The sequence below is a fragment of the Pseudomonas sp. GM78 genome (genome assembly GCF_000282475.1).
Classification (GTDB): domain Bacteria; phylum Pseudomonadota; class Gammaproteobacteria; order Pseudomonadales; family Pseudomonadaceae; genus Aquipseudomonas.
In genome coordinates, this window is sequence record NZ_AKJF01000173.1 from 1 (window position 1) to 5,864 (window position 5,864).

The window sequence follows — 5,864 nt, forward strand, 5'->3', positions numbered from 1 at the left end:
TGCGTTCGGCCATCGTGGTTAACGGGGCACCCAGATCAAAAGCCAAAGCGAGGCGGCCTTAAAGCCGACCTGACTTTTACGGCTGCATCTGATCCCCTGTGGGAGCCAGCCTGCTGGCGATGGACGTCAACGGTAACGCGTACTGTCTGGATGAACGCATTGCCTGGTAGTCCATCGCCAGCAGGCTGGCTCCCACAATGGGATCGCGGACACACCTGCAATCAGGTCGGCTTTAAGGCCGCCTCGTTTTGGCTGTTGCTCTTGATCTGGCTTTTGATTTTCTTGCCCCTCGAGAGGCCGAGTGGAGGTTCTCTGTAGGAGCGAGCCTGCTCGCGAAAAACCTGAGAGCACCGCGGGGTTTCAGGCTTCACGCGTCATCGTTGACCTCCATCGCGAGCATGCTCGCTCCTACAGTAAGGGCGAAACCCTAGGTGGCCGTAACCGCAGGAATGGATATACACCCAATCCCAACAGCCCCTCCCAACCTAAAATCAGGGCGCGCCAAAATACGGCCGGATCCCGCGGTCGCGGAAATACCGTTCGATGACCTTCGGGTCCGAGCAGGTTTCGGCAATCGCCACGTACGTATCCGGCCGTAGCAGGTAGAACCCGCTACGCCCAAGGCCGGCCGCTTCGAATGCCGGGCGCCAGCCGAATACATGCAACGGCAGATGGTGTTCGTGGCACCAGGCGATCATTTCGTCGCTGGTGTCGCCATACACATGCACCTGCCAGGTCGGGCATTTGAGCGATTCGAAATTGTCCCCTTCACCGTCGTGCGCCCAGGGCAGGCGGTCGCCGCCGTGCACGTGCCCGGCAACGCCTGTGCTCAAGGGCATCGAGCGATAGTTCAGGGTGATTTGCGACACCGTGCGGAACAGGAACTCGCGGGTGGTTTCAAACGAGGCCATTTTCGGGATCAGGAAGGGTGCCAACCGCGTGCGCAACACATCCGCCAAGGGCCCGTCGGCGGTGACGAACGTGAACACCCGGTCGGTGGTGGCCACCAGCTTGCGGGCGAAGGCGATGCGTTCGGTTTCATAGGTGTCGAGCAGTTTCGCCTCGGCGGCGCCGCTCAGGACCGCCGCGAGTTTCCAGGCCAGGTTGATGGCATCGCCAATCCCGGTGTTCATGCCCTGGCCCCCGGCGGGGCTGTGCACATGGGCGGCGTCGCCCAACAGGAAGGCGCGGGCGCTGCGAAAGTGATCCGCCACCCGATGATGCACACGGTAGGTCGAGAACCAGTTCAGTTGTTCGACCTTGACCTGCATATGCTCGATGGCCCGACTGCTTACGTCATCGAATTGCAGGGTTTGTGCCTGTTCGGCGCGTTCGTCGCGCACGGTGCCGATCAAGCGCGCGCGGCCGCTGCCGGCCAGCGGGAATACCGCGAGGAAGTCCGCCTCATCGAGATCCACATGCAGTTCGCCATTGAACGCCGGGCCGCTGGCTTGCACGTCGGCGACGTAGAAAATCTGCTGGTACGTACCCCCTGGAAAACCGGTGTCCAGGGTCTTGCGCACGATCGAACGGGCGCCGTCGCAACCGGCCAGGTAGCAGGCCTGGCAGCTTTCCTGTTGGCCGTCGGGCAGGCGCAGCGTGGCGCTGATGCCGTCAGCGGTTTGCTCGAAACCTTCGAGCTCGGTGTTGCGCTCCACCGTGATGCCGAAGGTTTGCAGGCGGTCGATCAGTAGCCGTTCGTGTTCGTCCTGGGGGTAGATTTCGAGGAAGGCGTAGGGCGTCAGGCCCTCGCCGACGCGGCTCAACGGCAGGCGCGCCACGGGCTGGCCTTTGACCCAGAAATTGGCGGCCGCGACCCGATGACCGTCACGCACGATGGCGTCGGCCAGGTCCAGCTGGCGATACAGCTCCAGCGTGCGCGCCTGCACCGCCAGTGCCCGTGAAGTGGTACCCGGTGCAGAGGTCTTGTCGACGATCCGCACGCGCACTCCCAGTTTGCTCAGCCATAGCGCCAGGACCAGCCCCGTAGGGCCGGCGCCGATGATCAACACATCGCTACGCTGCATGAACCCGTCCTCTTGCCGTGTGCAGCAAGTATGGTCCAGCCATGCGCAGCGGCCAGGCTGGCCGCTGAATGGATAAAACTTGTAGGAGCGATTCAAAGCCCCGCAAGAATCAGAAGTCGATGGTCCCCGACAGCTTGGCCACCCGCGGTTCGCCCTGGGTCAGGAAGCCGCCCTGGGCCGATTCCCAGTACTTCTTGTTGGCCACGTTTTCGACGCCAAAACGCAAGGTCACGTCCTTTTCCTGCACCTTGAAGGCGTAGCGGGCACCGGCATCGAAGCGGTTCCAGGTCGGCAGGCTGAGGTTGTTCGCCGCGTCCGCGTATTGACCGCCGGTGCGCAGCATCCGACCGTTCAACGCTACGCCTTGCAGGCCGGGCACGTCCCAATCGACGCTGGCATTGAACTGGAAGGTTGGCACGCCGATGGCCCGGTTACCGTCGTTGAGACCGCCCTGGGTTTTCTTCAGTTCGGTGTCCATCACGGTCACCCCGCTGAGCAGGCGCAGGCCGTCGAGGGGTTCGCCGAAGACGTTGAGTTCTACGCCTTTGTTGACCTGCTCACCCTTGTGCACGAAACGCGCGGTGCTGGCGTCGATGACTTCGGTGTAGCCATCGGCCGGTTGTTCGATGCGATAGACGCCCAGGGTCGCGCCATAGGTGCCCATATCGACTTTCACACCGGCTTCGATCTGTTTGGAGCGGGCCGGGGCAAAGACTTCGCCGCCGTTGACCACCACGCGCGAGCCGGCGGTGTTGGGCGCTGTCGGACCTTCGGCCAGGCCTTCGATACGGTTGGCATAGAACGACACATGTTCCCACGGCTTGAACACGATGCCGTACACCGGGGTGGTGATCGATTCGTCGTAGCTGGAGGTGCGGGTTCCAGTGCCGTAGGCATAACCCTGGACCACCAGTTGCTGGCGACGCACACCGACGGTGACCAACAGGCGATCATCGAAAAAGCCCAGGGTGTCGGACACCGCGCCGCTGCGCACGAAGGTTTTACCGGTGATGCCCGGATCGTGCAGGTCGCCGCCGGAGAAACCACCCTGGGGTGCCGGCACGTCGACCGGGTGGTAGATGTTGTTCGGGTATCGGGTCAGGTCGAAATCGAAGGCGTTGCGCTGCTGGGTCCAGATCCCGGCCAGGCCGAAGTTGAGTTGGTGACTGACCGGGCCGGTGGTGAATTTGCCGTTGAGGCCGGCCATGGCGCTGCTGTTGTCCTCGTCATGGGGAATGAACGAGCCGGTGGTCACGGAACTGCCATCGTTGCCGACCAGGGTTGTGCCGTCGTAGTTGCCGACTTCACGGGTGTGCTTGGCGCCGGCGGCGGCGTAGGCGGTCCAGCTGTCGTTGAGGTCGTACTCGGCGCGGAGCATGCCGAAGGTATCTTCGATCTGGCTGAAGCCCCATTTCTGTGCATAGTTGGTGTCGGCCGACGGCGCATCCGGGATGTGCGTGGCAGTGCCGAGGTTGACCGAGCTGCGACCGCCGTTGATGCGCTCCTTGGAATAGATGAAGTCGCCGGAAACGCGCAGTGCGTCGCCACGGTAGTCGAGGCCGATGGCGAACAGCTTGGAACGCTGGTTTTCATCGTCGATGGCGGTGTCGCCTTCGCGCTGGGACAGGTTGATCCGCGCGCCGAAGCGGTTGTCCTCGCCGAAGCGCTGGCCGACGTCCAGGTGTTCGCCGATACGCCCCTCATCACTGATGTCGGTGGTGAAGCGGCGCAACGGCGCATCAGCGGCGCGCTTGGGTTGCAGATTGACGCCACCGCCGATGCCGGAACCGCTCGGGGTCACGCCATTGATGAAAGCGTTCGGGCCCTTGAACACTTCGACGCGCTCCAGGGCATCGGTGGAAATGATCTGCCTGGGCAAAATGCCGTACAGGCCATTGAAGGAGATGTCGTCGCCGTTGAGCGGCAGCCCGCGGATCATGAAGGTCTGGGCCTGGTTGGAAAACCCCGAGGCCTGGCGCACCGACGAGTCGTTGAGCAGCACATCACCCACGGTTTCGGCTTGCTGGTCGCGGATCAGTTCTTCGGTGTAGGCGGTGACGCTGAACGGCACGTCCATGATGTCCTGGTTGCCCAGCACCCCCAACTGCCCACCGCGCGCTATCTGGCCGCCAGCGTACACCGGGGGCAGGTCCGACGGTGAGGGGGCCTGGGCATTGACGTTGACGTTGTCCAGCACCAGCGGGGTCGAGTTGGTGGGCGCGGGTGTCGCGGCGTGGGCCGTGACGGACAATGAGCACAGCAAGGCCAGTAGCGTCGGCCGATAGGGTATGCCGGTTCGGGCTGGAGTCATCATGGTGGGTTCCTGGGCGGCGCCGCCGCAAATAAAAAGGTATGACGGCGCGGAACTCCTTGCGCAAATGCGACTCCAGGCGCAAATGATAAGAGTTCGCAGTCATGTAGCGCAATCAGTTTGTATGACGAGCTGCAGGTAATGAGTCCCGGGAGGAAAAACCGCAGCGGCCAGCGATTTTCGCGGCTGCCTGAGGAACAGTCGGGTTCGCGCCCGGTCATAGCCTGCGCCCTGTCATTGGTCGTATGGTTAACCCGGTTCAACGAACGCCCTGGAGCAACATGCAAGCCCATCGATTGATCATGAGCATCGCCGCGTTACTGGTGCTGGCCGGTTGCAGCAGCCAGCGGCCCCAGGAACCCGCGGCGCGCAAGCCCGCCGAGGTCAAGGCGCAAATCGTGCGCCTGCTGCCGGCCAAAACCGTCGACCGTCAGGGGTGGGCCACGGACATCTATGCCGCGTTTGCCGCGCAGAACATTGCACCGACCACGCAAAACCTCTGTTCGGTGCTGGCGGTCACCGAGCAGGAGTCGACCTTCCAGGTGGATCCCGGCGTGCCGGGGCTGGGCAAGATCGCCCGGGACGAGATCGATCGCCGGGCGTCCAAGGCGCATATCCCCGAACTGTTGGTCAGCGGTGCACTGCGGGTGAATTCGCCCAACGGCAAAACCTACAGCGACCGGCTCAATGCGGCGCGCAGCGAAAAGGAACTGAGCGCGATTTTCGATGACTTCATCGGCATGGTGCCCATGGGCAAGACCCTGTTCGCCGGCTTCAACCCGGTGCACACCGGCGGGCCGATGCAGGTCAGCATCGACTTTGCCGAACAGCAGGCCAAAAGCTATCCGTATCCGGTGGACGGTTCGATACGGCGTGAAGTCTTTACCCGGCGCGGCGGCATGTACTTCGGCATCGCGCACCTGCTCGGTTATCCGGTGAGCTACAAACAGCCGTTGTACCGCTTCGCCGATTTCAACGCCGGTTGGTACGCCAGTCGCAATGCCGCCTTCCAGAACGCCGTGAGCCGGGCCTCGGGCATTCCGCTGGCGCTGGATGGCGACCTGGTCCGCTACGATTCGATCATGCCCGGCACCACGGAACGGGCGGTGCGCACCCTGGGCAAGCAGCTGGGCATGCGCAATCCGACGATCCGGGATCAACTGGAGGAGGGCAACACCCTGGCGTTCGAGGACAGCGAGCTCTATCAGCGAGTCTTCGCCTTGGCCGAACAGGCCGAAGGGCGTTCCCTGCCGCGGGCGGTACTGCCGGGGATCGTGCTGCAAAGCCCGAAAATCACCCGCAAGCTCACCACTGCCTGGTTTGCCAAACGGGTCGACGAGCGTTACCAGCGCTGCATGGCGCGTAGATGACCTGGATACAATGCATGAAAAAGCCCGGCTGATCAGGCCGGCTTTTTGTTTGTGCGGTGCAGCGATGGGGTCAGGCTACGGTGTTGCCTTGGAGGCGGTCGGAGCCATCGGCAGCGACAGTGTTGCCTTGCAGACGGTCGGAGCCATCGGCGGCGA

Annotated in this window: 3 protein-coding genes; 1 reads left to right on the forward strand and 2 read right to left on the reverse strand. The window is 63.1% G+C overall.

Annotation, left to right across the window (positions count from 1 at the left end; genetic code table 11):
• Window positions 1-491 precede the first annotated feature (491 nt).
• Together PMI35_RS06490 and PMI35_RS06485 are read right to left on the reverse strand one after the other, a co-directional pair.
• Window positions 492-2,027, reverse strand: a complete 1,536-nt coding sequence (locus PMI35_RS06490; protein ID WP_008064037.1) for an FAD-dependent oxidoreductase — start codon at window positions 2,025-2,027, stop codon at window positions 492-494.
• Between the two features lie 109 nt (window positions 2,028-2,136).
• A complete protein-coding gene (locus tag PMI35_RS06485) occupies window positions 2,137-4,341 on the reverse strand; it encodes a TonB-dependent receptor (RefSeq protein WP_008064038.1) in 2,205 nt (734 codons plus the stop codon).
• Window positions 4,342-4,619: 278 nt separating this feature from the next.
• Between PMI35_RS06485 and PMI35_RS06480 the strand changes: the two genes are divergently transcribed.
• Window positions 4,620-5,708, forward strand: a complete 1,089-nt coding sequence (locus PMI35_RS06480; RefSeq protein WP_008064039.1) for a DUF1615 domain-containing protein — start codon at window positions 4,620-4,622, stop codon at window positions 5,706-5,708.
• Window positions 5,709-5,864 lie beyond the last annotated feature (156 nt).